This is a genomic window from Actinomycetes bacterium (assembly GCA_035506535.1).
Lineage (GTDB): Bacteria > Actinomycetota > Actinomycetes > DATJPE01 > DATJPE01 > DATJPE01.
This window is the reverse complement of sequence record DATJPE010000001.1, coordinates 64,961-87,545: the sequence shown is the minus strand read 5'-3', so window position 1 is coordinate 87,545 and position 22,585 is coordinate 64,961. Positions and strand designations below refer to the sequence as shown.

20 protein-coding genes are annotated in these 22,585 nt (G+C 73.3%); 16 read left to right on the top strand and 4 right to left on the bottom strand.

What is annotated here, in order from left to right; translation table 11 throughout:
• Nucleotides 1-5 precede the first annotated feature (5 nt).
• From VMI11_00390 to VMI11_00370, 5 genes are all read left to right on the top strand, one after another.
• Nucleotides 6-1,091, top strand: coding sequence for an exo-alpha-sialidase (locus VMI11_00390; protein HTY70862.1), 1,086 nt, complete (start codon nt 6-8; stop codon nt 1,089-1,091).
• Nucleotides 1,092-1,158: 67 nt separating this feature from the next.
• Nucleotides 1,159-2,913 carry a biotin carboxylase N-terminal domain-containing protein gene (locus tag VMI11_00385; GenBank protein HTY70861.1) on the top strand — a complete coding sequence of 585 codons (1,755 nt, stop codon included), beginning with the start codon at nt 1,159-1,161 and terminating at the stop codon, nt 2,911-2,913.
• Nucleotides 2,914-3,059: 146 nt separating this feature from the next.
• Nucleotides 3,060-4,442, top strand: a complete 1,383-nt coding sequence (locus VMI11_00380; GenBank protein HTY70860.1) for a ferredoxin reductase family protein — start codon at nt 3,060-3,062, stop codon at nt 4,440-4,442.
• Nucleotides 4,439-5,065 carry an FMN-binding protein gene (locus VMI11_00375; GenBank protein HTY70859.1) on the top strand — a complete coding sequence of 209 codons (627 nt, stop codon included), beginning with the start codon at nt 4,439-4,441 and terminating at the stop codon, nt 5,063-5,065. Before VMI11_00380 ends, VMI11_00375 begins: the two co-directional genes overlap by 4 nt.
• Nucleotides 5,066-5,276: 211 nt before the next feature.
• Nucleotides 5,277-6,038 carry an FAD:protein FMN transferase gene (locus tag VMI11_00370; protein ID HTY70858.1) on the top strand — a complete coding sequence of 254 codons (762 nt, stop codon included), beginning with the start codon at nt 5,277-5,279 and terminating at the stop codon, nt 6,036-6,038.
• 1 nt (nt 6,039) lies between these two features.
• Here the strand turns inward: VMI11_00370 and VMI11_00365 are convergent, their stop codons facing one another.
• Together VMI11_00365 and VMI11_00360 are read right to left on the bottom strand one after the other, a co-directional pair.
• The gene (locus VMI11_00365; protein ID HTY70857.1) at nt 6,040-6,816 is read right to left on the bottom strand and encodes an alpha/beta hydrolase family protein; all 777 of its coding nucleotides are present in this window, start codon (nt 6,814-6,816) and stop codon (nt 6,040-6,042) included.
• Between the two features lie 24 nt (nt 6,817-6,840).
• Nucleotides 6,841-8,316, bottom strand: coding sequence for a helix-turn-helix domain-containing protein (locus VMI11_00360; GenBank protein ID HTY70856.1), 1,476 nt, complete (start codon nt 8,314-8,316; stop codon nt 6,841-6,843).
• 146 nt (nt 8,317-8,462) lie between these two features.
• On the opposite strand from VMI11_00360, the gene aceA reads away from it, so the two are divergent.
• Nucleotides 8,463-9,782, top strand: a complete 1,320-nt coding sequence (gene aceA / locus VMI11_00355) for an isocitrate lyase (GenBank protein ID HTY70855.1) — start codon at nt 8,463-8,465, stop codon at nt 9,780-9,782.
• Nucleotides 9,779-11,392, top strand: a complete 1,614-nt coding sequence (gene aceB, locus VMI11_00350; GenBank protein HTY70854.1) for a malate synthase A — start codon at nt 9,779-9,781, stop codon at nt 11,390-11,392. The genes aceA and aceB overlap by 4 nt, the downstream gene beginning before the upstream one ends.
• A gap of 132 nt (nt 11,393-11,524) precedes the next feature.
• Here the strand turns inward: aceB and VMI11_00345 are convergent, their stop codons facing one another.
• Nucleotides 11,525-12,925, bottom strand: a complete 1,401-nt coding sequence (locus VMI11_00345) for an NAD(P)H-quinone dehydrogenase (protein HTY70853.1) — start codon at nt 12,923-12,925, stop codon at nt 11,525-11,527.
• A gap of 41 nt (nt 12,926-12,966) precedes the next feature.
• Here VMI11_00345 and VMI11_00340 point away from each other — a divergent pair, with 41 nt between their 5' ends.
• From VMI11_00340 to VMI11_00305, 8 genes are all read left to right on the top strand, one after another.
• Nucleotides 12,967-13,416 (top strand): gamma-glutamylcyclotransferase, encoded by a 450-nt coding sequence (locus VMI11_00340; protein ID HTY70852.1) that lies wholly within the window; start codon nt 12,967-12,969, stop codon nt 13,414-13,416.
• 107 nt (nt 13,417-13,523) lie between these two features.
• Nucleotides 13,524-14,324, top strand: coding sequence for a purine-nucleoside phosphorylase (locus tag VMI11_00335; protein ID HTY70851.1), 801 nt, complete (start codon nt 13,524-13,526; stop codon nt 14,322-14,324).
• A 7-nt stretch (nt 14,325-14,331) separates the two neighbouring features.
• On the top strand, nt 14,332-15,969 hold the full coding sequence (locus VMI11_00330) for a phospho-sugar mutase (GenBank protein ID HTY70850.1): 1,638 nt from the start codon (nt 14,332-14,334) through the stop codon (nt 15,967-15,969).
• 185 nt (nt 15,970-16,154) lie between these two features.
• Nucleotides 16,155-17,084: a deoxyribose-phosphate aldolase gene (gene deoC / locus VMI11_00325; protein ID HTY70849.1), complete on the top strand. Its 930-nt coding sequence runs from the start codon at nt 16,155-16,157 to the stop codon at nt 17,082-17,084.
• An 11-nt stretch (nt 17,085-17,095) separates the two neighbouring features.
• On the top strand, nt 17,096-18,550 hold the full coding sequence (locus VMI11_00320) for an aldehyde dehydrogenase family protein (protein HTY70848.1): 1,455 nt from the start codon (nt 17,096-17,098) through the stop codon (nt 18,548-18,550).
• Entirely contained in the window at nt 18,547-19,410 is an 864-nt protein-coding gene (locus VMI11_00315) for an aldehyde dehydrogenase family protein (GenBank protein ID HTY70847.1), read from the top strand. Before VMI11_00320 ends, VMI11_00315 begins: the two co-directional genes overlap by 4 nt.
• Nucleotides 19,403-20,191: a GNAT family N-acetyltransferase gene (locus VMI11_00310; GenBank protein ID HTY70846.1), complete on the top strand. Its 789-nt coding sequence runs from the start codon at nt 19,403-19,405 to the stop codon at nt 20,189-20,191. Before VMI11_00315 ends, VMI11_00310 begins: the two co-directional genes overlap by 8 nt.
• Nucleotides 20,181-20,945: a GNAT family N-acetyltransferase gene (locus tag VMI11_00305; protein HTY70845.1), complete on the top strand. Its 765-nt coding sequence runs from the start codon at nt 20,181-20,183 to the stop codon at nt 20,943-20,945. Before VMI11_00310 ends, VMI11_00305 begins: the two co-directional genes overlap by 11 nt.
• A 9-nt stretch (nt 20,946-20,954) precedes the next feature.
• On the opposite strand, the gene VMI11_00300 is transcribed toward VMI11_00305, so the two are convergent.
• Nucleotides 20,955-22,049 (bottom strand): adenosine deaminase, encoded by a 1,095-nt coding sequence (locus VMI11_00300; GenBank protein HTY70844.1) that lies wholly within the window; start codon nt 22,047-22,049, stop codon nt 20,955-20,957.
• An 80-nt stretch (nt 22,050-22,129) separates the two neighbouring features.
• Between VMI11_00300 and VMI11_00295 the strand changes: the two genes are divergently transcribed.
• Nucleotides 22,130-22,582: a hypothetical protein gene (locus VMI11_00295; protein HTY70843.1), complete on the top strand. Its 453-nt coding sequence runs from the start codon at nt 22,130-22,132 to the stop codon at nt 22,580-22,582.
• The last annotated feature ends 3 nt before the right edge of the window (nt 22,583-22,585 follow it).

Here is a 22,585-nt window from a genome sequence, read left to right as displayed (position 1 = left end):
CTGCCATGACGAGGTACCTGATGGCGGTCGGCACGAAGAAGGGCCTGTTCCTGGCCACCTCGACCGACCGGGTCGACTGGTCCTGGTCGGATCCGCACCTGGGGATGCAGGCAGTCGCGGGGGTCGGCATCGACACCCGGCGTGACCCCGTTCGGCTGCTGGCCGGGGCCCACAGCCAGCACTGGGGACCGGTGGTGGTGCGCTCGGACGACCTGGGCGAGACCTGGACCGAGCTGGAACGTGGCGCCGTGCGCTTCCCCGCCGACCTGGGTGCGTCCGTCGAGCAGGTGTGGCAGCTGCAGCCGGGACCCGCCGAGCGCCCGGAGGAGGTCTGGGCCGGCGTGGAGCCGGCGGCGCTGTTCCGCTCCGTCGACGGCGGCGAGAGCTTCGAGCTGGTCCGTGGGCTCTGGGACCACCCGCACCGGCCCCAGTGGAACCCCGGGGCCGGGGGCATGTGCCTGCACACGGTCCTGCCGCATCCCCGGGACCCGGACCGGCTGCTCGTGGCGATCTCCGCCGGCGGGGTCTACCGCAGCGAGGACGGCGGCAGCAGCTGGTCGGCGTCCAACACCGGCATCGAGGCGCGGTTCATGCCCGACCGCTATCCCGAGTTCGGCCAGTGCGTGCACAAGGTCGCCCGCTTCGCCGACGACCCCGACCACCTCGTCGCGCAGAACCACGGCGGAGTGTTCACCTCCACCGACGACGGCCGCACCTGGTCGCTCGCGACAGCGGGCCTGCCCGCGGACTTCGGCTTCGGGGTGGCGACGCACCCACGGCGCGCGGGGACGGCCTACCTCGTCCCGCTCGTCGCCGACGCGCACCGGCTGCCCCCGGACGGGCAGCTGCAGGTGTGGCGCACCGGGGACGGCGCCTCCTCCTGGGCCGCGGCGTCGGCGGGCCTGCCCGACCACTGCTGGACGATCTCGCTCCGGGATGCGCTCACCACCGACGGGGCCGACCCGCTGGGGATCTACGTGGGCACCCGCGGCGGAGAGGTCTGGGTCAGCGCCGACGAGGGGGAGGGCTGGACCCTCGCCGGGCAGCGGATGCCCGACGTGCTCTGCGTCCGCGCCGCGGCGCTCCCCTAGAGGGTGGGTGTGCCCGGGCCACCGGTCCGGCAGCGAACGTCAAGCCGAGGACACTAGGCTCCGCCACGTGCGCAAGGTCCTCATCGCCAACCGCGGCGAGATCGCCGTCCGGGTCGCCCGCGCGTGCGCCGACGCGGGCATCGGCAGCGTCGCCGTGTACGCCGACCCCGACCGCGACGCCCTGCACGTACGGGCGGCCGACGAGGCCTACGCCCTCGGCGGCAGCACCGCCGCCGAGACCTACCTCGTCGTCGACAAGCTGCTCGACGTGGCGGCGCGCGCCGGCGCGGACGCGGTCCACCCCGGCTACGGGTTCTTGTCCGAGAACGCCCACTTCGCCCAGGCGGTCATCGACGCCGGACTGACCTGGATCGGCCCGCCGCCGGCGGCCATCGAGGCGCTCGGCGACAAGGTGAAGGCACGCCACATCGCCCAACGGGCGCAGGCCCCCCTCGTGCCGGGCACGCCGGACCCGGTCGCCGGCGCGCAGGAGGTGGTGGACTTCGCGCGGACGCACGGGCTGCCCGTGGCTATCAAGGCCGCCTTCGGCGGCGGCGGGCGCGGTCTCAAGGTGGCCCGCAGCCTCGAGGAGATCCCCGACCTCTACGACTCCGCCGTCCGTGAGGCCGTACTGGCTTTCGGCCGCGGCGAGTGCTTCGTCGAGCGCTACCTGGACAACCCGCGGCACGTGGAGACCCAATGCCTGGCCGACCGGCACGGCGGGGTGGTCGTGGTCTCCACCCGGGACTGCTCGCTGCAGCGCCGCCACCAGAAGCTGGTCGAGGAGGCGCCCGCGCCCTTCCTCACCGAGGCTCAGCACGCGGAGATCGTCCGCGCCTCGAAGGCGATCCTCAAGGAGGCGGGCTACGTCGGCGCCGGGACGTGCGAGTTCCTCGTCGGCCAGGACGGCACGGTGTCCTTCCTCGAGGTGAACACCCGCCTGCAGGTCGAGCACCCGGTCACCGAGGAGGTCACGGGCATCGACCTGGTGCGCGAGATGTTCCGGCTGGCCGAGGGCGAGACGCTCGGGTACGACGACCCGCAGCCCCGTGGCCACGCGATCGAGTTCCGCATCAACGGCGAGGACCCCGGCCGCGGGTTCCTGCCCGCGCCCGGAACGATCACGACCTGGCGCGCGCCGTCCGGACCGGGCGTGCGGCTGGACTCCGGCGTCGAGGCGGGCACGACCATCAGCCAGAACTTCGACTCCCTGCTCGCGAAGCTCATCGTCACGGGTGCTACCCGCCAGCAGGCCCTCGAGCGCTCCCGGCGCGCGCTTCGCGAGTTCGAGGTCGACGGCATGGCGACGGCGCTGAGCTTCCACCGCGTCGTCGTCGACGACCCAGCCTTCGCCCCGGCCGACCCCTACGAGCCGTTCCGCATCCACACGCGCTGGATCGAGACCGAGTTCGACAACACGATCCCGCGCTTCACCGCTCCCTCCGCGCGGCCGGAGGAGGAGCGGCGGGAGGCGGTGGTGGTGGAGGTCGGCGGGAAGCGGCTGGAGGTGGTGCTGCCCGCCGGGCTCGGCACCTCGGCGCCCGCCCCCACCCAGGGCCCGCCGCGGCGCACCGGGGCCCGCAAGGCCAAGGCCATCGCCTCAACCGACGCGCTCGAGGCTCCGATGCAGGGCACCGTCGTCAAGGTCCTCGTCGCCGAGGGCGACTCCGTCGCCGAGGGCGACCTGGTGATCGTGCTCGAGGCGATGAAGATGGAGCAGCCGCTCAACGCCCACCGCTCGGGCGTCGTCCGCGGGCTCACCGCCGAGGTGGGCGCCTCCGTGGCCACGGGGGCCGTGCTGTGCCAGATCGAGGACGCCTGACGGGCGTCCGGTGCCAGATCGAGGACGCCTGACGGGCGTCCGGTGCCAGATCGAGGACGCCTGAAGGGCGTCCGGTGCCAGATCGAGGACGCCTGACCGACGCGCGCTCTAAGAGGGCTCTCAGAGGGCTCGGGAACGCTCAGGTCGTGACGACCCCGGCTCCGGCCTCGGCGTACACGACCGTCCTGCCCGGCCCCCGACGGGTGGACCTCGGCGTGGGCATCGTGGCACTCGGAGCAGGGGTCGTCACGGGTCTTGCCTGGGTCGGCGAGGCGCCGGGCTTCGCCTCGAGCCCGGGCGGGATCGCCACGTTCCTGGGCCGCTGCGCCGGCCTGCTGGCCGCGTACTTCGCGCTGTGCACCGTGGCCCTCGCCGCGCGCCTGCCCTCGATCGAGCGGCGGCTCGGCCACGACCGGCTGCTGCACGCCCACCGCCGCCTCGGTGCGGCCACCCTCTACCTGCTGCTCGCGCACGTCGCCCTCGTCGTCTGGGGCTATGCGGCGGCAGACCAGGTCAGCCCGCTCACCGAGGCCTGGCGGATCGTGACCGGGTACCCGGCGATGCTGCGGGCCACGCTGGCCTTCACCGTGTTCGCCGTCATCGGGGTGCTCGCGGTCCCTGGCGTGCGCCGACGGCTGCGCTACGTCACGTGGTGGCTGACCCACCTCGCGACCTACGCCGCGGTGCTCCTGGCGTACGGCCACGAGGTCATGAACGGGGCCAGCTTCGTGACGCACCCGCTGACCAAACGGCTGTGGCTCGCCCTGTTCGTGACGGTCGCCCTCATGGTCGTGTGGGGCCGGGTGCTGCGACCGGTCGCGACGTCGCTGTACCACGAGCTGCGGGTGCACTCCGTGGTCGAGGAGGCGCCCGGCATCGTCAGCGTCTACCTCACCGGCTCCCACCTGCGCGACCTCGAGGCGCACGGCGGTCAGTACTTCCTCTGGCGCTTCCTCGTCCCGGGGCTGTGGTGGCGCGCGCACCCGTACTCGCTGTCCTCGGTGCCGAACTCGCGCTTCATCCGGGTCACCGCCCGCGAGGTCGGTCCGCACTCGCAGGCGCTGCGGCACCTCCGCCCGGGTGCGCGGGTCGCGGTCGAAGGACCGTACGGGCGCTTCCACAGCGCCCCCCACGGCGAGCTGCACGGCCAGAAGCTGCTGCTCGTGGCCGGCGGGGTCGGCGTCGCACCGGTGCGCGCGATCCTCGAGGAGGCGGGTCGGCACGCCCACGCGGTCGTCCTCTACCGGGTCCGCGACCTGCAGGAGGCGCTGTGGCGCGATGAGTTCGAGCGCCTGGCCAGGGCGTACGGCGCGAGGGTCCTCCTCCTCGCGGGCGACCGACGCCAGCAGCCGCTCGACGCCAACCGCCTGCACACCCTCGTCCCGGACATCCGCCACCGCACGATCTTCGTGTGCGGGCCGCAGGCGCTGGTGGGCGCCATCCGGCGCGAGGCGGGGCGACTGGGGATCCCCGAGGAGCGGGTGCACGCCGAGAGCTTCGCCTTCCTGCCCGAGGGCGCGGACGCGTGAGGCGAGTCCTCCTGGCGGCCGCGGCAGCCGCGGCCGGGGCTGCGGCGGTGGTCGTCGTCGCCCCCCGGGCCGGCAGCCCCGCGATCGGCGCGGCGCCACCTCCCGCCGCCTCCACCCCGGACCCACCGGCCGCCCCCAGCGACGCCTCGGGCTTGGCGGCCGGCCCGGCCTCGGCCCCCCCGGTGAGCACGAGGAACACGCCGTCGCCGCGCTCGCCCGCGCCGACCTCGCACCGACGCGCGCACGCCGCCGCGTCGGTCTCGCGCTCCGCGCCGACGTCTCCGAAGGCCCACCGCAGCAGCCGGCCGCGCCCCACGCGGTCGGCCCCGCCCCCGGCTCCCCCGCCCCCGGTCACCCGGACGGTGACCGGGCCGGTCGTCTCCAACGGCTGGGGTCCGATCCAGGTGCGGGTCACCGTCCGCGGCAAGCGGGTCACCGCCGTCTCGGTACCGGTGACCCCCAGTGATGGCCGGTCGGCCTACATCAACGCCCGGGCCGTCCCCATCCTGGTCCAGGAGGCGTTGCGGGCCCAGTCCGCGCAGGTCGCCGTCGTCTCGGGGGCCACCGACACCAGCCGCGCGTTCATGTCCTCCCTCGCCGCGGCGCTCCAGCAGGCCCGCTGAGCCCGCCCCCGGAGGGTCCCCCCGGGGGTCGGTCCTGGCCGGCCGACGCAGACCCACAGGGGACGCCCACGGGTCTCACAGCCGGACCCCAGCGAGGGCGAGAAGGGTCGCGGTCATGGCACTCACCCACCAGGCGCGAACTCGTGATCATTTCGGCTACACCCCCGCCTCGACAGTGCCGATGCCCGGCCACGAGAGGGGAGGTGGGGGGATGACCCGTACCGTCGAGCGCGCCGGCCATCGGCTGGTGCGCAGCCACGAGCTGCTCGGCGAGACGCTGCACGTCGACCTTCGGGGGGTGGCCGACGACGAAGCCGCGGACCGCGCATCCGCTGCTGCCGCCGCCTGGCTTCGACGGGTCGACGGCGTGTTCGGCCCCGGGCGCGACAGCGCGGTGTCCCGGCTGCGCCGCGACCGGCGCATCGCCGAGGTCGACGAGCCGCTCGTCGAGGACCTGCTCATGGCGTGCGAGCGCGCCTGGGCGGCGAGCGACGGCTGGTTCGACCCCTGGGGGCTGCCCGGCGGGTTCGACCCGGCCGGGATCGTCCTCGGCTGGGCCCTCGGCCCGACGGCCGAGCTGCTCGCGCCGGTGGCGACCGGCGTGCGCATCGACGCGGCCGGCGACGTGCTGGTTCGCGGTGAGCGCGCAGCGGGAGCGCCCTGGGCGGTGGGCGTACGCCGACCCGACGCGCTGACCGACCTCACGGCCGTCCTCGACGTCACCGACATCGCGGTCTCGACCTCGACGGGATCAGGTGTCATCGACTCGCGAAGCGGCCGGCCGGCCCGTCGGCTTCGATCGGCGACGGTGGTGGGACCCGACGCCGCCCTCGCCGACGCGTTCGCGACGGCACTGGTGGCGTGCGGCGTCCCCGGGCTGGACTGGCTCACGGTGCAGCCGGGCTACGAGGCGTACGCGGTCGACCTCGACGGCCGCACGTACAGCACCTCGGGGCTGCCCCGGCGTCCGTGACTCACGTCCTCAGGGGCAGCCAGGCAAGGACTTCCTGGATCTTCTCGTCCCAGTAGCCCCACTCGTGCTCCCCGGGGTCGAAGGAGGTGGTCACGGGTACGCCCGCCTCCGCGCATGCCGCGACGAAGACCTGGTTGCGCGCGTGCAGCGGGTCCTGCCTCCCGCAGCAGACGTACAGGGCGGGCAGCTCCTCGGGGTCCGCGCCGCCGACCAGGGCCAGGAGGTCCTCGGGTCCCCCGGCCACCGGCTGCTCGCCGAACACGCGGCGCATGAGCGTGGGGTCCTCCGGCATCGGCGGGGCGGCCTGGAGGGCGGCGACGTCGAGCGCGCCCGAGAGGCTCGCCGCGGCCGCGAACGCGCCGGGGTGACGCAGCGCCCACTTCAGGGCCCCGTAGCCGCCCATGGACAACCCGGCGACGAAGGTGTCCTCGCGCCGGTCGGAGACGACGAAGAAGGAGCGGACCACGGCGGGCAGCTCCTCGCAGAGGAAGGTCCAGTACCGCCCGCCGTGCGCCTCGTCGGTGTAGAAGCTGCGGCCCACCTGGGGCATCACCACCGCGAGCCCCAGCGGCGCGACGTAGCGCTCGATGGACGTGCGGCGCAGCCAGATGGTGTCGTCGTCGGAGAGGCCGTGCAGCAGGTACAGCACCGGCGGCGGCGCGTCCGACGCTCGGCCGGCCAGGCCGATCTGGGTCGCGGTCTGCTGCGGGAGGATCACGGTCATCGACGTGCTCAGGCCGAGCACGTCGGAGTAGAAGTCGCAGCGCAGGTGGGCCATGCGCCGATTGTGTCGCGGCGCCGATCAGCCCGCCCGCGACTCCAGGAAGGAGTAGACCTCGGTGTCGTCGACGCCGGGGAAGGTCCCCGGCGGCATCGCGGCCAGCAGGTGGCTGTGGATCCGCGCCGACGGCCACGCGCGCCCGGACCAGCGGGCCGCGAGGTGCTCCGGCGCCCGGCGGCAGCACCGCTCGTCGGGGCAGCGCGACACCGCCCGCTCCGTCGTCTCGCGGCCACGGAACCACTTCACGTGCGCGTAGGGGACGCCGACGCTGACCGAGAACTCACCGGCCGGCGTCTGCTCGGTGAGCGCGGTGCACCAGTACGTCCCGCTGGGGGTGTCGGTGTACTGCGCGTAGGCGATGGACTTGTCCGGCTGCGCGAAGACCTGGCGGGCGGTCCACTGGCGGCAGGCGCGCTGGCCCTCGATCGCCCCGGTCACGTCGGTCGGGAAGTGCACCCCGTCGTTCTCGTAGGCCTTGTAGATCGTGCCGCTCTCGTGCACGCGCATGAAGTGGACCGGGATGCCGAGGTGACGGGTGGCGAGGTTCGTGAACCGGTGCGCCGCCGTCTCGTAGGACACGGCGAAGGCGTCGCGCAGGTCCTCGATCGCCACGTCCTTGGCCGCGGCCGAGCGGCGCAGCAGCTCCAGCGCGCGGCGCTCGGGGACCAGGATCGCGGCGGAGAAGTAGTTGGTCTCGACCCGCTGGCGAAGGAACTCCGCGTAGTCGCTGGGCACCGTGTGCCCGAGCACCACGTGCCCGAGCGCCTGCAGGGCGAGCGCCCGCAGGTCGGTCCCGCCGGAGTCGGGCGACTGCGGGAGGTACACCCGCCGGTTCTCGAGGTCGACCACGGAGCGGGTCGACTCGGGCAGGTCGTCGACCCGAACGAGCGAGTACCCCAGGTGGGCGGCCATCTCGCCGAGCGCCCGCTGCGAGAGCGGTCCCTCCCACGGTGCGACCGCGCACAGGTCCGCCGCCGCGCGCTCGAGCTCCTCGAAGTAGTTGTCGCGGGCGCGCATCTCCAGGCGCAGCTCGGCGTTGGCCCGCCGTGCCTCCTCGGGGGTCGCCGACCGCTCCTCGGCCTGCCGGGCGAGCTCCGCGTGCAGCCCGACGAGGGCCTCGAGGGCGTCGGTCGGCAGCCGGGCGCCCGGACGGACGGCGGGCAGCCCGAGAGCGGCGTACGCCGGACCGCGCTGGGCGCGCTCCAGGGCGATCTCGAGCGCCGCCCGGCGGCTCGGCGGCTCCGGCCCGAGCAGCTCCGCGGGGCTGACCCCGAGGGCCGCGGCCAGGTTCTGCAGCAAGGACAGCCGAGGCTCGCGACGGCCGTTCTCGAGCAGCGACAGCTGGGAGGGTGAGCTCTGGACCTCGGCCGCGAGCTGCTCCAGCGTGAGCCCGCGCGCCCGGCGCAGGTGCCGGACCCGACGCCCGAGGGTGATGAGGTCGCCGGATGTGACATCCGCAACACCATTCGTGCGCTGTAGCGTCACGTCATTCGCCATGTCTGCACGATACGACAAGAAGTGCGTTTCTTTCCAGAGTCAGCTCGTTGAAGAACGTCGATTCTCCGCTCAATCTCGAGGAACCGGCTACGAGCCCGTACACGGGGCGAGCCCAGGCCGGCCGCCGACCCAAGGAGAGCACCCCCATGTCCGCCCCCACCACCGACACCACCCTCGCGCCGGACCTGCAGGCCGAGGCCGACCTGCTGGCCCACGAGTGGGCGACGCACCCGCGCTGGGCGGGCATCGAGCGGACCTACTCCGCCCGCGACGTGGTCCGGCTCTCGGGCCGGGTGCACGAGGAGCACACGCTGGCGCGCCGCGGTGCGGAGCGGCTGTGGGAGCTGCTGCAAACTCGCACCCACGTTCCCGCGCTGGGCGCGCTCACCGGCGGGCAGGCCGTGCAGATGGTTCGGGCCGGGCTGGAGGCGATCTACCTGTCGGGGTGGCAGGTCGCCGCGGACGCGAACCTCGCGGGGCAGACCTACCCGGACCAGTCGCTGTACCCGGTGAACTCGGTGCCGGCGGTGGTGCGCCGGATCAACAACGCGCTCCTGCGGGCCGACCAGATCGCCGTCTCCAGTGGCCAGGAGCTCGACGTGGAGTGGCTGGCGCCGATCGTCGCGGACGCCGAGGCCGGCTTCGGCGGGCCGCTGAACGCCTTCGAGCTGATGAAGGCCATGATCGCGGCCGGCGCCGCGGGCGTGCACTGGGAGGACCAGCTGGCCTCTGAGAAGAAGTGCGGCCACCTGGGCGGCAAGGTGCTGATCCCGACGGCCCAGCACGTCCGCACCCTGAACGCCGCCCGGCTGGCCGCGGACATCGCCCGCGTGCCGTCGCTCATCGTGGCTCGCACCGACGCGCTGGCGGCGACGCTGTTGACCAGTGACGTCGACGAGCGGGACGCCCGCTTCTGCACCGGGGAGCGCACGGCGGAGGGCTACTACCGGGTGCGCGGAGGCATGGAGTCGGTCATCGCGCGCGGGCTGGCGTACGCGCCGTACGCCGACCTGCTGTGGGTGGAGACCTCGACCCCGGACCTCGGCCAGGCGCGGGAGTTCGCGGAGGCGCTGCACGCGCAGTTCCCCGGCAAGATGCTCGCCTACAACTGCTCGCCGTCCTTCAACTGGAAGGCCGCGCTCGACGACGACACGATCGCGAAGTTCCAGCGCGAGCTGGCCGCGATGGGCTACAAGTTCCAGTTCATCACCCTGGCCGGCTTCCACGCGCTGAACCACTCGATGTTCGAGCTGGCCCACGGCTACGCCCGCGAGGGCATGAGCGCGTACGTGCGGCTGCAGCAGGCGGAGTTCGCCTCCGTCGACGACGGCTACACCGCGGTGCGCCACCAGGCGGAGGTCGGAACCGGCTACTTCGACGCCGTCACCACCGCCCTCAACCCGGCGAGCGACACCACCGCGCTGGCGGGCTCGACCGAGGCGGAGCAGTTCGGGAGCCACGCATGAGCGTCCCCACGCTGTCCCGCCGGGTCGAGCTGACCGGCCCGGTGACGGGTCGCTTCGAGGAGGTGCTGACCCCCGACGCGCTCGCCTTCGTCGCCGACCTGCACGCCCGCTTCGCCGACCGCCGCTGCAGCCTGCTGCAGGCCCGCCGGGAGCGGCGCGCGCGCATCGACGCGGGAGCCGACCCGCACTTCCTGCCCGAGACCGCCGAGATCCGCGCGGACTCGACCTGGCAGGTCGCGGCGCCGGCGGCCGGCCTGTCGCGTCGCCACGTCGAGATCACCGGGCCGGTCGAGCCGAAGATGGCGGTCAACGCGCTGAACTCCGGCGCGGACGTCTGGATGGCCGACCTGGAGGACGCGACGTCCCCGACCTGGGCCAACATCGTCGGCAGCCAGCTGACCCTGATGGACGTCTTCGACGGCACCGTCGACTTCACCACCCCCGAGGGCAAGGAGTACCGGGTCGGCTCGAAGGTCCCCACCATCACCGTGCGCCCGCGCGGCTGGCACCTGCCCGAGAAGCACGTGCGCGTCGACGGCGCCCCGATCTCGGCCAGCCTCTTCGACTTCGGGCTGTACGTCTTCCACTGCGCCCGGCGCCAGCTCGACCGCGGCGCGGGCCCGTACCTGTACCTGCCGAAGCTGCAGAGCCACCACGAGGCGCGGCTGTGGAACGACGTGTTCGTGCACGCGCAGGAGGCGCTGGGGATGCCGCTCGGCACGATCCGCGCCACCGTGCTCATCGAGACGATCCACGCCGCCTTCGAGATGGAGGAGATCCTCTTCGAGCTGCGCGACCACTCCGCGGGGCTCAACGCCGGCCGCTGGGACTACATCTTCAGCGTCATCAAGGCCTACGCCGAGCGAGGCCCGAAGTACGTCCTGCCCGACCGCGCCGACATCACCATGACGGTGCCGTTCATGCGGGCCTACACCGAGCGGCTGGTCCAGACCTGCCACCGTCGGGGCGCGCACGCCATCGGTGGCATGGCCGCCTTCATCCCGGACCGGCGCGACCCCGAGGTCACGCAGGTCGCCCTGGCCAAGGTCCGCGCCGACAAGGAGCGCGAGGCCGGCGACGGCTTCGACGGCTCCTGGGTCGCCCACCCGGACCTCGTGCCCGTGTGCCGTGAGGTGTTCGACCGCTTCCTCGGGGACCAGGACGACCAGCGGTCCCGGCGCCGCCCCGAGGTGCACGTCACCACCTCGCAGCTGCTGTCCTTCGACCGCACCCCGGGCACCATCACCGAGGCCGGCCTGCGTGGCAACATCCGCGTCGCCCTGCGATACCTCGACTCCTGGCTTCGTGGCAACGGGGCCGCCGCGATCGACCACCTCATGGAGGACGCGGCCACCGCGGAGATCTCCCGCAGCCAGGTGTGGCAGTGGATCCGCTGGGAGGCCAAGCTGACCAACGGGCGTACCGTCGACCGCCTCCTCGTCCGCGAGCTGCTCGCCGAGGAGTACGTCGCCATCGAGGCCGCCCTCGCGCCCGAGGACCGCGCGGCCTCCCGCCTCGCCGACGCCCGCGCCGTCTTCGACGAGGTCGCCCTCGGGGAGACCCTGCCCTCCTTCCTCACCACCGAGGCCTACGCCAAGTACCTCATCTGACGCCCCCCCCCCGTTTCTTTGGAATGAACGCGGCGTTCTTCCACTAGGTCGGCAGCAACGCCGCGTTCATTCGAAACAGATCCGGCCGCTCCCGGGGGTCAGGACGTGGACAGGTCCGGCCGCTCCCGGGGGTCAGGACGTGGCGTGGAGGCGACGGGCAGCCTCGGCGACGGACCCGGACAGCGAGGGATAGACGGTGAAGGCCGCCGACAGCTGGTCGACGGTGAGGCGCTGGCTGACCGCCAGCGCGATGGGGAACACCAGCTCGCTCGCACGCGGTGCGACCACGACGCCGCCGGTGACGGTACGCGAGCCCAAGCTGGCGAACAGCTTCACGAACCCGTCCTGGAGGCCCTGCATCTTCGCGCGGGCGTTGCCGGCCAGGGCGAGCTTCACGACGTGCGCGTCCGCCCGGCCCGCGTCGACGTCGGCCTGCGTGACCCCCACGGTCGCGATCTCCGGATCGGTGAAGACGTTGGAGGACACCGTCTTCAGGGCGAGCGGCGCGACGGCGTCGCCGAGCGCGTGCCGCATGGCGATGCGGCCCTGCATGGCGGCGACCGACGCGAGCATCAGGACCCCAGTGCAGTCGCCGGCGGCGTACACGCCACGGGCAGAGGTGCGCGAGACGCGGTCCACGACGACGAAGCCCCGCTCGTCGGTCTCGACGCCCGCCTCCTCCAAGCCGAGTGCCTCGGTGTTGGGGACCGAGCCGACCGCCATCAGGCAGTGCGAGCCGGCCACGGTCCGGCCGTCGACGAGGGAGACCAGGACGCCGTCCGCCGTACGCCGGACCGATGCCGCGCGCGAGCGGTTGAGGACGGTCATGCCGCGCCGGCGGAAGACGTTCTCGATGACCTGGGCCGCGTCGGGGTCCTCGCCCGGAAGCACGAGGTCGCGGGAGGAGACGAGGACCACCTCGCTGCCGAGGGCCTCGTACGCCGACGCGAACTCGGCGCCCGTGACCCCCGAGCCGACCACGACCAGCCGGTCGGGCAGCTCCGCGAGGGCGTACAGCTGGGTCCAGGTGAGGACGCGCTCCCCGTCCGGCTCAGCGCCGGCGACTTCGCGGGGGCGGGCCCCGGTGGCGAGCAGGACGGCATCGGCGTCGAGCCGCTCCTCGCCGCCCGCGGTGCGAGCCACGACCGCGGACCCGCCGTCGACGAGCCGCGCGGTCCCGACGACGACGTGCACCCCCTCGGCCTCGAGGCGCTGCCGTACGTCGTCGGACTGGGCATGGGCCAGCCGCAGGACACGGTCGTTGACGGCACCGAGGTCGACCCCAACGCCCTCGGCGGGGGCCCGCCCGATGCCCACACGAACCCCGAGCTCGTCGCTCTCGCGCACGGAGGTCATGACGTCGGAGGTGGCGATGAGGGTCTTGCTCGGGACGCAGTCGGTCAGCACCGCCGAGCCGCCGAGCCCGTCCCGTTCGACGATGCTCACCTCGGCGCCCAGTTGGGCGGCCACCAGGGCAGCCTCGTAGCCCCCCGGGCCGCCACCGATGATCACCACGCGCGCCACGGACGCCATTGTTGCCGACCCCGGGCGTGGGTTCCGTACCCTGATCCGCCATGGCGGTCTACGCGGCCTACGGCAGCAACCTGGACCCGCGCCAGATGGCCGAACGCACCCCCTCCTCCCCGCCGCTGTCCTCGGGCTGGCTGTTCGGCTGGCGCCTGACCTTCGGCGGGGAGGACCTCGGCTGGGAGGGCGCGTTGGCCACCCTCGTCGAGGACCCGACCAGCTCGGTCTACGTGATGCTCTACGAGCTCACCGATGCGGACGAGGCGGCGCTCGATGAGTGGGAGGGGGGCGCGATCGGGCTCTACCGCAAGGTTCGGGTGCGGGTCGCGACGCTCGAGGCCGACGTGCTCGCCTGGGTGTACGTGCTCGACGCCTACGAGGGCGGCCTGCCCTCCGCCCGCTATCTCGGCATCATCGCCGACGCGGCCGAGGTCGCCGGTGCGCCCGCGGACTACGTCGCCGAGCTGCGCGGGCGGCCCTGCCGGTCCATCGGCTGACCCCCGGCCGGCCCCCGCCCACTTGTGGCGGCTGCCACGTCACTCACGGGCATCGGAGTGACGGAGAGGCCGCCACAGGACGGGAGCCGCGGCGGTACGTTGCGGTCGTGACGGACGACCCGTACGCGCTCGCGCGCGACGCCGCGCATCGGCTCGTGGAGCTCACCGGCGTCCGCAGCCACGACGTCGCCCTGGTCCTCGGCTCGGGGTGGGTGCCGGCCGCCGACCGGATCGGGACGACCGCGGCGGAGCTGCGGGTCACCGACCTGCCCGGGTTCGCCGCCCCGGCGGTCGAGGGGCACGCGGGCATCGTGCGCTCGCTCGTGTCCGCATCCGGCACCCGGGCGCTGGTGTTCCTCGGCCGCACCCACCTCTATGAGGGCCGGGGCGTCGACGCCGTCGTGCACGGCGTGCGTACCGCGGTGGCGGCCGGTGCCCGGGTCGTCGTCCTCACCAACGGATGCGGCGGCCTCGACCCCGCCTGGACACCGGGGACGCCCGTCCTGATCAGCGACCACGTCAACCTCACCGGGCGATCGCCGCTGCGGGGAGCGCGCTTCGTCGATCTCACCGACCTGTACTCGGCACGGCTGCGTGCCCTGTGCCGCGAGGTCGAGCCGTCGCTGCCCGAGGGCGTGTACGTCCAGTTCCCCGGGCCGCACTACGAGACGCCGGCCGAGATCCGGATGGTCGCGGCCATCGGGGGATCCCTCGTCGGCATGTCCACCGCCCTGGAGGCGATCGCGGCCCGTGAGGCCGGCGCCGAGGTGCTGGGGATCTCGCTGGTCACCAACGCCGCCGCGGGCGTCACCGGCGCGGCGCTGGACCACGAGGAGGTGCTCGCGGCGGGACGGGCGGCCGCGCAGCGGATGGGCGACCTGCTGGCCGGCGTCGTCGCCCGGCTGTGACGCGCCGATGAGGGACCTGCGCGCCCAGGCGCTCGCCTGGCTCACCGAGGACCCCGACCCGGACACGCGCGCCGAGCTGCGGGCCATGCTCGACTCCGGCGACACCGCGGCCCTGGCCGCAGCCTTCGCCGGCGACCTCGAGTTCGGGACGGCCGGTCTGCGCGGCGCCCTCGGACCCGGCCCGGCGCGGATGAACCGGGTCGTGGTCACCCGGGCCGCCGCCGGTCTGGCGGCCTACCTCCGTGAGCAGGGCATGACGCGCGGGGTGGTCATCGGCTACGACGCGCGCCACAAGTCCGACGTCTTCGCCCGAGACACCGCGGAGGTCGTCCGGGGTGCGGGCATGCCGGCGTACGTGCTGCCGCGGCCGCTCCCCACACCGGTCCTCGCCTACGCCATCCGCCACCTCGACGTGTCCGCCGGCGTGATGGTGACCGCGAGCCACAACCCGCCCCAGGACAACGGCTACAAGGTCTACCTCGGCGACGGCTCCCAGATCGTGCCCCCTGCGGATGCGGGCATCGCCGCGTGCATCCGCTCGGTGGGGCAGCTGGGGGACCTGCCCAGGTCCGCGGACGCGGCGATCCTCGACGACTCGGTCCTCGAGTCCTACCTGGACCGGGTGGCGTCCCTTCCGCTACCGGGGGGCCCGCGCGACCTCGTCGTCGTCACCACGCCGCTGCACGGCGTGGGCGGCCCCGTGCTTCGCGAGGCACTGCGGCGCGCCGGCTTCCCCGACCCCCACGTCGTCGCGGCCCAGGCCGAGGCCGACCCCGACTTCCCGACGGTGGCCTTCCCGAACCCCGAGGAACCAGGGGCGATGGACCTCGCCCTCCGCCTTGCCGCCGACGTCGGCGCCGACCTGGTGCTGGCCAACGACCCGGACGCCGACCGCTGCGCCGTCGCCGTCGCCGACCGCAACGGGGTCTACCGGATGCTGCGAGGCGACGAGGTCGGCGCCCTGCTCGCGGCGCACCTGCTCGCACGGGGCCTGCCGCCGGGGCGCGACGTCCTGGCCTGCTCGATCGTGTCCTCCTCCCTGCTCTCCCGCATCGCGGCCGCGAACGGGCTGACCCACGTCGAGACGCTCACCGGGTTCAAGTGGATCGGCCGGGTGCCGCGGCTCGCGTACGGCTACGAGGAGGCGCTGGGCTACTGCGTCGACCCGGAGGCCGTACGCGACAAGGACGGTGTGAGCGCCGCTCTCCTCGTCGCGGAGCTCGCGGCCGGGCTCAAGGCGAAGGGGCGCGGCCTGCTCGACCTCCTCGACGACCTCGCTGTCCAGCACGGACTGCACGCCACCGACCAGCTGTCGGTGCGCATCCAGGACGTGGCCGTCATCCCGGCGACCATGTCGGCCCTGCGCTCGGCACCCCCGGCCAGTCTCGGCGGTCGCGAGGTCCAGCGCGTCGACGACCTCACCGCGGGATTCGGTGGCCTCCCGCCGACCGACGGGCTGCGCTTCCACCTCGCGGGCGCCGGGCGCGTCGTCGTCCGGCCATCGGGGACCGAGCCGAAGGTGAAGTCCTATCTCGAGGTCGTGCTGCCGGTCGCCTCCCGCGACGACCTCCCGGCGGTCCGCGCGCGGGCGCGCCGAGACCTCGACGCGATCCGCGCGGACCTCGCCGATGCGCTGAGCCGTTGAGCAGATACCACTGAACCGCTGAGCCACTGTCAGGCGTTTGCGCGAGGTGCCTCTTGCGCTCCTCATGACACCGTTTCCCCGGCTTGGAACCCACTCCGCCCGCGTAGGCTGAGGCGGTGCCGACGACGGTGCGGACAACCGCCACGACAACTGCGACGACGACCGCGACGACGACGCGACCGGACGTGCTGGCGGACGCGACGACCTCGCAGGCCGCCCTGCGGCGCTTCCTGCACGGGCTTCCGGGCGTCGACCAGGTAGGCGCCGACGCGCGGGCCGCGGCGCTGGCCACCCGCTCCATCAAGACCGACGCCAAGGCCTTCGCGCTCGACCTCGCGATCCGGATGGTCGACCTCACCACGCTCGAGGGCGCGGACACCCCCGGCAAGGTGCGCGCCCTGTGCGCGAAGGCGCGACGGCCCGACCCGGCCGACCCGAGCGCGCCACCGGTGGCCGCCGTCTGCGTCTACGACGACCTCGTCGAGGTCGCCCGCGCCGCGCTCGGCTCCTCCGGGGTCAAGGTGGCCGCCGTGGCGACGGCCTTCCCGTCCGGGCGCGCGCTCCTCGACGTGAAGCTGGCCGAGACGCGGGACGCCGTACGCGCGGGAGCCGACGAGGTCGACATGGTCATCGACCGGGGGGCCTTCCTCTCCGGGCGCTACCTGGAGGTCCTCGAGGAGGTCCGCGCGGTGAAGCAGGCGTGCGGGTCCGTGCACCTGAAGGTGATCCTCGAGACCGGCGAGCTGCAGACCTATGACAACGTCCGTCGCGCCTCCTGGCTCGCCATGATGGCCGGCGCGGACTTCATCAAGACGAGCACCGGCAAGATCTCCCCTGCGGCCACGCTGCCGGTCACCCTGGTCATGCTCGAAGCCGTGCGCGACTTCCGCGACGCCACCGGCCGACAGGTCGGGGTCAAGGCGGCCGGCGGGATCCGTGCAGCCAAGGACGCGCTCCGGTACCTCGTCGTCGTGAACGAGACGGTCGGCGACGACTGGCTGGACCCCGACTGGTTCCGCCTCGGCGCGAGCAGCCTGCTCAACGACCTGCTCATGCAGCGGACCAAGCTGGCCACCGGACGCTACTCCGGGCCCGACTACTTCACCCTCGACTGAACAGGACACCCATGGCCGGCAAGACGTTCACCTACGCCCCGGCGCCGGAGTCGCGGGCTGTGGTGACCCTCGAGCCGTCGTACGGCCTGTTCGTCGACGGCAGTTTCGTCGACCCGGTCGACGGCGGCGTCTTCGCGACCGTGAACCCCGCCGACGAGCAGGTGCTGGCGCAGGTGAGCGCCGCCGGTGCACGCGACGTCGACCGGGCCGTGAGCGCTGCCCGCGCCGCCTACGACGGGGTGTGGTCGCGGATGCCGGGGGCCGAGCGGGGCAAGTACCTCTTCCGGATCGCGCGGATCCTGCAGGAGCGCTCGCGGGAGCTCGCGGTGCTCGAGACCCTCGACAACGGCAAGCCGATCAGGGAGTCGCGAGACGTCGACGTCCCCCTCGCAGCGGCGCACTTCTTCTACCACGCGGGATGGGCGGACAAGCTCGAGTACGCCGGGCTCGGGCCGAACCCCGGCCCGGTCGGGGTCGTCGGCCAGGTGATCCCATGGAACTTCCCGCTGCTCATGCTCGCGTGGAAGGTCGCCCCCGCCCTCGCCTGCGGCAACACCGTCGTCCTCAAGCCGGCGGAGACGACGCCGCTCTCCGCGCTGGTGTTCGCCGACATCTGCCGGCAGGCGGACCTGCCGGCCGGCGTCGTGAACATCCTCACCGGCGCCGGCGAGACCGGTCGCCTCGTCGTCGAGCACCCCGGCATCGACAAGGTCGCGTTCACCGGGTCGACCGAGGTCGGACGCCAGATCGCCCGCGCGGTAGCCGGCACCGGCAAACGGCTGACCCTGGAACTGGGCGGCAAGGGCGCCAACATCGTCTTCGACGACGCCCCCGTGGACCAGGCGGTGGAGGGGATCGTCAACGGCATCTTCTTCAACCAGGGACACGTGTGCTGCGCGGGTTCACGGCTCCTCGTACAGGAGTCGGTCGCCGACGACGTGGTGGACCGCCTGAAACGGCGGCTCACCACCCTTCGCCTCGGCGACCCGCTGGACAAGAACACCGACATCGGCGCGATCAACTCCGCCGAGCAGCTCGCGAGGGTCCGGGCGCTCGCCGACGCCGGTGACGAGGAGGGCGCGGACCGCTGGTCGGCGCCGTGCGCGTTGCCGGACCGGGGTTTCTGGTTCCCGCCCACGGTGTTCACGGGGGTGTCGCAGGCGCACCGGATCGCCCGCGAGGAGATCTTCGGGCCGGTGCTGTCGGTGCTCACGTTCCGCACGCCGGAGGAGGCGGTGGAGAAGGCGAACAACACCCCGTACGGCCTGTCGGCGGGCGTCTGGACCGAGAAGGGCAGCCGCATCCTGTCGATGGCCGCACGGCTTCGCGCCGGCGTGGTGTGGGCCAACACCTTCAACCGCTTCGACCCGGCGTCGCCATTCGGCGGGTACAAGGAGTCCGGGTACGGCCGCGAGGGCGGCCGCCACGGCCTCGAGGCCTACCTGGCGACGGAGGCTTCCGCATGAGCCGGCTCGAGGTGCGCAAGACGTACAAGCTGTACGTCGGTGGGGCGTTCCCCCGCAGCGAGTCGGGACGCACGTACGAGGTCCACGGCGCCAAGGGCGAGTTCCTGGCAAATGTCGCCCTGGCTTCACGCAAGGACGCCCGGGACGCCGTGCAGGCGGCACGGAAGGCGTTCCCGGGTTGGTCCGGCGCGACGGCGTACAACCGGGGCCAGGTCATCTACCGCGTCGCGGAGATGCTCGAGGGACGTCGTTCGCAGTTCGTCGGTGAAGTCGGCGCCGGTGAGGGTCTGGCGGCACGCAAGGCCGAAGCGGTGGTCGACGCGAGCATCGACCGGCTGGTCTGGTACGCCGGGTGGGCCGACAAGCTCACGCAGGTGCTCGGGGGCGCGAACGCGGTGAGCGGACCGTACTTCGACTTCTCCGTCCCCGAGCCAACCGGTGTGGTCGCCATCGCTGCGCCGCAACAGTCCTCCCTCCTCGGGCTGGTCTCGACGGTCGCGCCAGCCATCGCCAGTGGCAACACGGTTGTGGCAATCGCCTCTCGCACGGCGCCGCTCCCGGCTCTCACCTTCGCCGAGGTGCTTTCGACGTCAGACGTCCCCGGCGGAGTCGTGAACCTCCTCACCGGCTACAACGCCGAGACCCTGACGACTCTCGCCTCTCACATGGACGTCAACGCCATCGACCTCACCGGTGCCGGGCCGCTCGCCGCTGACCTCGAGGCCGCTGCGGCCGACAACCTCAAGCGGGTGCTCCGAGCGACGCAGGGGCCGGAGGTCGACTGGACGGCGCCCCCTGGGCTCTCGCGCCTGCGCGCCTTCGTGGAGACCAAGACCGTCTGGCACCCCATCGGTGTCTGACCCCGCCTTCGGCCGCGCCGTCTCGGCACTGGTCGACGAGACCCTCGCGCGGGCCGGCGAGGTGGTCCCCGGGCCGAGGGGGATGGTCGCCGTCCTCGATGCGCGCTGGCCGGACTCGCACGACAACAACAAGGTCGTCGTCACCGGGGCCGTCGACGCCGCGGACTTGCTGGAGTTCGCCGAGAGCGCGCTGGCCGGCGTGGCGCACCGACAGGTCCTCATGCTGAGCGGCGGTTCCGAGGTCGCGGATGCGGCACGTGCCGCCGGCTACACCGTGTCCACCCTGCTGGTCATGGCCCTGGACAGGTCCCGGACGGTAGCCCCGCCCGACCCCGCCATCGACGTCCGCACGGCCGACGAGGCGACCACGCGCTCCTTCGCCCGCACCGCCTGGCGGGTGGAGAACCCGCAGATGCCGTCCGCGACCGTGGAGCAGCTGGTCAGCCGACGCGATGCGTACGTGGCGCCTGTGGTGTCCTACCTCGCGTACGTCGACGGCGTCGCGGCGGCGCATGCCGACCTGCGCCAGTGGCTGGGTCTCGCCGAGGTGGACATGGTTCTCACGCTGCCCGAGTACCGCAACCGAGGGCTGGCGCGTTCGCTCGTCCTGCACGCGATCGCCAGGGCCCATCGGGACGGCGCCGACCTCGTGTTCCTGCTTGCCGATGCCGACGACTGGCCCCGCCTGCTGTACCGGCGCCTCGGCTTCGAGACGGTGGGCACCATCCACGAGCTACATCGGGGGAAGACCATGACATCGGGGGAAGACCATGAACGGTGACGACGTCGAGGTCCGCGACGACAGCGGGGAGCTCGTTCTGGGCTACCTGCCCCTTGCAGCCGGCGGGGGACCCTTCGCCGACTTCGTGACGGCCGGCTCCCTGGGGCCGGACGCGGCCGCCGACGCGGCCGCGAGGGAGCTGTCCGGCTGGCGCGCCGCGACGACGGATCCGCAGCTCGTGGCTGCGCTGCGGGAGCGCGGGGCGGTGCTGACCCGTCACGCCCACATCCACTCCCGCGACCTCATCGCCGACCCCGCCCCGGCCGCCTGGGCCGTCCCCCTGCTGCCGTTCGGGCTACGGATCACCGGCTGGGACCGCCCCCTCGAGGAGGTCGCGGTCGTCGTACAGGCGGCGTACCCGCCGGGCCACCCCGACCACCACCCTCGGACGAGCCTCGACGAGGTGGCCGCAAAGGACCTGCGGCCGTACGTCCTCGAGGAGGTGCTCGGCCCGATGCTGCCGGTCGGCGGCCTCGTCGTCGACCAGGAGCGCGTCGTCGCCCTGCTCGCGGTGACCGACCGGCAGGGGGTGGCGCCGGATGGCGGCCCCTGGGTGGTCGACGTCGCACGGCTCCCGGACCCGGCCTACGCGGGAGCGGGCGCAGCCCTGCTGCAGCGGGCGCTGGCGCTGCTGACCGAGGCGGGAGCGCCGTCGCTGTCCCTGGCGGTCAGCGAGGGGAACCCGGCGCGGCGGCTCTATGAGCGGCTGGGCCTGGTCCACGCCTACTCGGCATGGACCCTCGCCATCCCCTGAGCACGGTGGTCAGGTCGCGCCGAGGGCGGCGTACCCCGGCTTGATGACCTCATCGATGAGTGCGAGCCGCTCGTCGAAGGGGATGAAGGCCGACTTCATCGCGTTGATGGTGACCCACCGGGCATCGTCCAGGGTCCAGCCGAACGCCTCGCCGAGCAGCACGAGCTCCCGGGACAGGCAGGTCGCGCTCATCAGCCGGTTGTCGGTGTTCACGGTCACCCGGAAACGAAGCCTCGCCAGCAGCCCGATGGGGTGCTCGGCGATGGAGGCAGCCGCACCCGTCTGCACGTTGGAGGACGGGCACATCTCCAGCGGGATCCGCTTGTCCCGGACGTAGGCGGCCAAGCGGCCGAGCCGAGCCGAGCCGTCACGGTCGATCCCGATGTCGTCGACGATCCGTACGCCGTGACCGAGCCGGTCCGCGCCGCACCACTGCAGCGCCTCCCAGATCGAGGGGAGCCCGAAGGCCTCGCCGGCGTGGATGGTGAAGTGCGCGTTCTCGCGCCGGAGGTACTCGAAGGCGTCGAGGTGGCGGGTGGGCGGGAAGCCCGCCTCGGCGCCGGCGATGTCGAAGCCGACGACGCCGTCGTCGCGGTAGGCCACGACCAGCTCGGCCACCTCGCGTGAGCGGGCGGCGTGCCGCATCGCGGTCAGCAGGGTCCCGATGCGGATCCGCCGCCCGGCCAGCAGCGCGCGCTCCTCCCCCAGCCGGAAACCCTCGAGGACCGCCTCGACGACCGCGGGCAGGGTCAGCCCACGCTCGAGGAACAGCTCCGGCGCGTAGCGGACCTCCGCGTAGACCACCCCGTCGGCCGCGAGGTCCTCGGCGCACTCGGCGGCGACGCGAACCAGCGCCTCCCGGGTCTGCATCACCCCCACGGTGTGCGCGAACGTGGTGAGGTAGGTCTCCAGCGATCCGCTGCTCGCCGCCTCGGCGAACCACGCCCCGAGCTCGTCGGGGTCCTTGGTCGGCAGGCTCGGGTAACCGAGCTCCGCGGCCAGGTCGACGACGGTGGAGGGGCGCAGCCCGCCGTCCAGGTGGTCGTGGAGGAGCACCTTGGGCGCCTGCAGCGCGCGGTCGGCGGTGAGCGCGTGAGCCGTCATGGCCTCACGGTAGCGAGGCCCCTCCCCGGCTCACGCGCGCGGAGGCTCAAGACGATCCGCCCCCTGCCGATAACCTGCGCATGGCAGCGCTGACGGAAGAGACGCGGGTCATCCGACCCGCTGCGGTCCTCGACGAGCGTTCCACCCTGCGGGTGATGCGCGAGCTGGACCGTCTGCATGTGGCCAAGGGCGGGCTGTGGAACCCCACGCCATCGCTGTGGCAGCGCTACGACCGTCCGTGGGACGGCGTGGGGGGAACTCGGGGGAGCTCCAGTCTGATCGGGTCGATCGCAGTCATGTACGACGCACCACGTCGCCACCAGATCACCATCTACAAGGTGACCGTCACCCGGCTCGGACGGGAGCAGGGCTGGACGGTCGACTCGATCTGCGACGACGCCCTGACGTGGGCCGGGCTGACCCTCGCCCGCTGCCCCCGGGCCGAACTCGCCGCACCGCCCATCAGCGACCCCTTCCGCCCGCGCGAGCCCCTGCTGGGCTTCCAGCAGCCGACGTCGACCCAGGGGACCTGACCG

Excerpts from the sequence above, each read along its gene's own strand:
- VMI11_00390 (HTY70862.1), top strand. The coding sequence starts at position 6 with ATGACGAGGTACCTGATGGCGGTCGGCACGAAGAAGGGCCTGTTCCTG.
- VMI11_00370 (HTY70858.1), top strand. The coding sequence starts at position 5,277 with ATGACCCGTACCGTCGAGCGCGCCGGCCATCGGCTGGTGCGCAGCCAC.
- VMI11_00365 (HTY70857.1), bottom strand. The coding sequence starts at position 6,816 with ATGGCCCACCTGCGCTGCGACTTCTACTCCGACGTGCTCGGCCTGAGC.
- VMI11_00360 (HTY70856.1), bottom strand. The coding sequence starts at position 8,316 with ATGGCGAATGACGTGACGCTACAGCGCACGAATGGTGTTGCGGATGTC.
- aceA (HTY70855.1), top strand. The coding sequence starts at position 8,463 with ATGTCCGCCCCCACCACCGACACCACCCTCGCGCCGGACCTGCAGGCC.
- aceB (HTY70854.1), top strand. The coding sequence starts at position 9,779 with ATGAGCGTCCCCACGCTGTCCCGCCGGGTCGAGCTGACCGGCCCGGTG.
- VMI11_00345 (HTY70853.1), bottom strand. The coding sequence starts at position 12,925 with ATGGCGTCCGTGGCGCGCGTGGTGATCATCGGTGGCGGCCCGGGGGGC.
- VMI11_00340 (HTY70852.1), top strand. The coding sequence starts at position 12,967 with ATGGCGGTCTACGCGGCCTACGGCAGCAACCTGGACCCGCGCCAGATG.
- VMI11_00330 (HTY70850.1), top strand. The coding sequence starts at position 14,332 with ATGAGGGACCTGCGCGCCCAGGCGCTCGCCTGGCTCACCGAGGACCCC.
- VMI11_00320 (HTY70848.1), top strand. The coding sequence starts at position 17,096 with ATGGCCGGCAAGACGTTCACCTACGCCCCGGCGCCGGAGTCGCGGGCT.
- VMI11_00315 (HTY70847.1), top strand. The coding sequence starts at position 18,547 with ATGAGCCGGCTCGAGGTGCGCAAGACGTACAAGCTGTACGTCGGTGGG.
- VMI11_00305 (HTY70845.1), top strand. The coding sequence starts at position 20,181 with ATGAACGGTGACGACGTCGAGGTCCGCGACGACAGCGGGGAGCTCGTT.
- VMI11_00300 (HTY70844.1), bottom strand. The coding sequence starts at position 22,049 with ATGACGGCTCACGCGCTCACCGCCGACCGCGCGCTGCAGGCGCCCAAG.
- VMI11_00295 (HTY70843.1), top strand. The coding sequence starts at position 22,130 with ATGGCAGCGCTGACGGAAGAGACGCGGGTCATCCGACCCGCTGCGGTC.